The 3080-nt window shown below is 39.2% G+C and carries 3 protein-coding genes; 1 reads left to right on the top strand and 2 read right to left on the bottom strand.

The features are described 5' to 3' along the window. Window positions 1–165 precede the first annotated feature (165 nt). On the bottom strand, window positions 166–1386 hold the full coding sequence (locus tag LC605_RS32130; protein ID WP_229551419.1) for an ISAs1 family transposase: 1221 nt from the start codon (window positions 1384–1386) through the stop codon (window positions 166–168). A gap of 130 nt (window positions 1387–1516) precedes the next feature. On the opposite strand from LC605_RS32130, the gene LC605_RS32135 reads away from it, so the two are divergent. Further along, window positions 1517–1717, top strand: a complete 201-nt coding sequence (locus tag LC605_RS32135; RefSeq protein WP_229551420.1) for a hypothetical protein — start codon at window positions 1517–1519, stop codon at window positions 1715–1717. 24 nt (window positions 1718–1741) lie between these two features. Here LC605_RS32135 and LC605_RS32140 read toward each other — a convergent pair whose 3' ends face one another. Further along, on the bottom strand, window positions 1742–2569 hold the full coding sequence (locus tag LC605_RS32140; RefSeq protein WP_229551421.1) for an IS982 family transposase: 828 nt from the start codon (window positions 2567–2569) through the stop codon (window positions 1742–1744). Window positions 2570–3080: the final 511 nt, after the last annotated feature.

The following is a 3080-nucleotide window of genomic DNA, read 5'->3' on the forward strand; positions in this document are numbered from 1 at the left end:
TTGATATCCCAGCCTTAATCTCGTAATAAATTCGTCAGTATTACGATTGCCCCAAACGGGATTACTAGGGTTCTTAGTCCAGTTGATTGAACTATGACAAATCTCATCATGACAACGGTAGCACGTACAGGGTTAGCGCGTCTCAAACCCTATTGACAGGAGGATTTATGGCAGAGGTACTGAGTTTGAGAGAGCCGCAGCTAACACAGAAAGCATATAGCGATCGTTCATAGCTGCCCGTCGTGATTTTTGGCGAATACTGCGACGAAAAGACGATTCTCGCTCTAATGCATTAAGAGCAATGCGACGTAGTAAAGCAAAGTTTTGTGGACTGTGTAAAGAACGAATTCGGCATTCATCCTCACCGAAGGTAACATCCAATGTCCAATGAACAGAATTTTCTATTCCCCAATGCTGTCGAATTGCACTAGCAATCTTGTTTGCATCATTAATAAGGCTAGTAATGTAAAATTGTACTTCGTGTGTTGTTTTATTCCAATGCTGAATCGAACGTACTACCATGACTATTGTTTTGAGTCCTCCCCATAAATCTAGTTGATAAAGTCCAGGAATCTGCGACACAGGTACGGTGTAAACTGTACGTTTTTCGATGCGGTAATGTCCTTTTTCAATACGTTGATTAATACTGATATCAATATCTTTAAATCCAATGGATTGTGCTGCCTCAAACCAATTTTTTACTTGTTGATGGAGTGTTGGGTGATTATCTTTCAGACTCAGAATATAATCGGCATTAGCTGCAATAATTTTCTCGGCAATCAATTTCTGTGTACCGATCGCATCAATGGTAATGATGCAGCCAGAGATGTCTAATATGTCCAATAGTGCTGGAATTGCAGTGATTTCATTTGATTTAGAACTGACCTTTGTTTGTCCCAAAACTAAACGATGTTCACTCGACCATGCACTAACTGTGTGCAAGGCTTTTAGTTTTGATTCTCGGTCATAAGAGCCTCTATGAGTTTTGCCATCTATGGCTACTACTTCTACTCCCAATTTCTCAACCAATGATTGAACCCACTGCCGAAAACATTGTTCAAATTCTTTTGGGTTAATTCTTTCAAATACCCTCCTAAAAGTATCGGGGCTGGGTATTCCCAATGGTAGTTCCAAAAACGTTTTCAACCACTCCTGTTTACTGATTCCATACTCCTCAATATCTTCCCAACCTGACGCTCCTGCTATTACTGCCAAAATCGCTATGGTGATGATATCTGTGAGTAAATGATATCTTGTCCTTTCCACTCTGGGGTCTTTTATTTGTGTGAAGTATTCCTGAAACTTAGTGGTAATGTCTTTGGTATTTACACTGGGTGTAAAAGATGCTTTGGTTTTGCTTTTCTTGTTCTCAAATCCTGCTGGCATTACTCGAACCTTGCACCTAGATGGATTAAATCTTACCCTAGCCCGGATAGTGCCACTTTGTTTCCAACCTGATTGCTGATCAGGCAAGTCCGCTTGTCAATAGCGTTTGAGACGCGCTAACCCTGACTTAATGCCCAAGTCTAAACCAATATTTTGTGTTACTTGGGGATGTTTTTCTATCTCTGTTTCGCACAAAATACTAACCCAAGTTGCGGGTTATCAACTGATGTATGCTTGTTGCCGCTTAATTCATGCGATCGCTTACAACAAAGTGGCGTTGGCGCGTAGCGCCAACGTGCCTTGTACTTATTGCCAGAATTTAGCTACTTAAATAATTTTAAGTCGTATAAATTACTTATTCAATAAAAGCTTTTTGAAGAGTAAAAGAAAAAATAAATGCTTGTAGCTTAAGTAAAAACCCTTCATAAGTAACTGCGTGTATTGATTTTGGGAAAACACAAGTAATGCCACTAAAAACGGTTTCTATGTAGTGTCTAGTACATTGTTTGATATATTTCTCCCATGGTGGATCTTGACGCTTAGAATTCTTTTTACGCATAACTTTCAGGGATATTTGACTCGAATCGTTTAAATCATCTTCTGCTGTATAGTCAGTATAAGCAGAATCACTATATACTTCACTGCCAGGGGGAAGATTCAGAGGTAATGCGTTTAACGCACGCACATCATTTGCACTACCTGGTAAAAATACAAATTCAACCGGAATACCATTTTTCGTCGTCAATAACTGGACTCTAACTCCGTAAAAGTAGCGTTTCTTTGATGCAATGTAACCTCTATAATCCTCTGAATGTAATAACAAGGCATGAAATATCCGAATATTGTCACACATCGGCACTGGAAATGAGTCTAAAAGATATTCAGTACAATTACTACTTTCTTTCAGTATCATTCCTATTTGATGAAATAAATCGTTAATTAACATCGAAAGCCTGTGTAATCGTCGATTAAAACGTGACTTTTCTAACATTTTTGGTATCAAATTATGGTCGCCCATATAAGCACAAGCTTTACTGTGATTACCATTAAAGAAAATTGCTGCAATCAATGCCGTAGTAATAATTTCTGCATCACTCATTTGACACCTCATATCATCTTTATGCCCAATCGCCTTTAAAAGGTCATCAGTGATAACATAGATCGCAATAATTTCATTTAGCATAAACCCCTCCTAATTTCTCTCTGGAGGGGATTTTATTCCTTAAATGACCTCGTTGCGATCGCCTATCAGCATAACTAGCAACTTGGGTTACTAGCAATATACTTACCGCTTGTAGTGCGAGTTACGGTAACGTTCACTAGATTCCCAGTAATTTCCTGAGACTTCTGAAACTTTATCCATCCTAACTTTGGGAGTTTTAAACGATTCTCTATTATTTGAATGTTGTTGTTAGTAAGATTAGTTTTATAAGACTAGACTCCTGAATTCTAGCTGCTCTTTTTTTTGCACTGCTCTGTCGCAAAGTGGCACAGAATTCCGGCAGGTGTGCCGTGACATCCAAAAACCTTGCTGTGTATAGATGTCACAAAAAGCGGCATGATGTTAGCAACACCCAGAACCCTTGTGTTTCCGTTAATGTCACAAAAAGCGGCACAGTTAATCTGTGACATCAGTGTGCAGGGACAGTACTCAAAGCCATACAGAATGGGTGTCACACGAAAAGCGGCCCACT

This window comes from Nostoc sp. CHAB 5836, assembly GCF_020829445.1.
GTDB lineage: Bacteria > Cyanobacteriota > Cyanobacteriia > Cyanobacteriales > Nostocaceae > Nostoc.

What these genes read in the sequence shown, in the direction of transcription:
- LC605_RS32130 (WP_229551419.1), bottom strand. Translation starts at nt 1,386, where the DNA reads ATGCCAGCAGGATTTGAGAACAAGAAAAGCAAAACCAAAGCATCTTTT.
- LC605_RS32135 (WP_229551420.1), top strand. Translation starts at nt 1,517, where the DNA reads ATGCCCAAGTCTAAACCAATATTTTGTGTTACTTGGGGATGTTTTTCT.
- LC605_RS32140 (WP_229551421.1), bottom strand. Translation starts at nt 2,569, where the DNA reads ATGCTAAATGAAATTATTGCGATCTATGTTATCACTGATGACCTTTTA.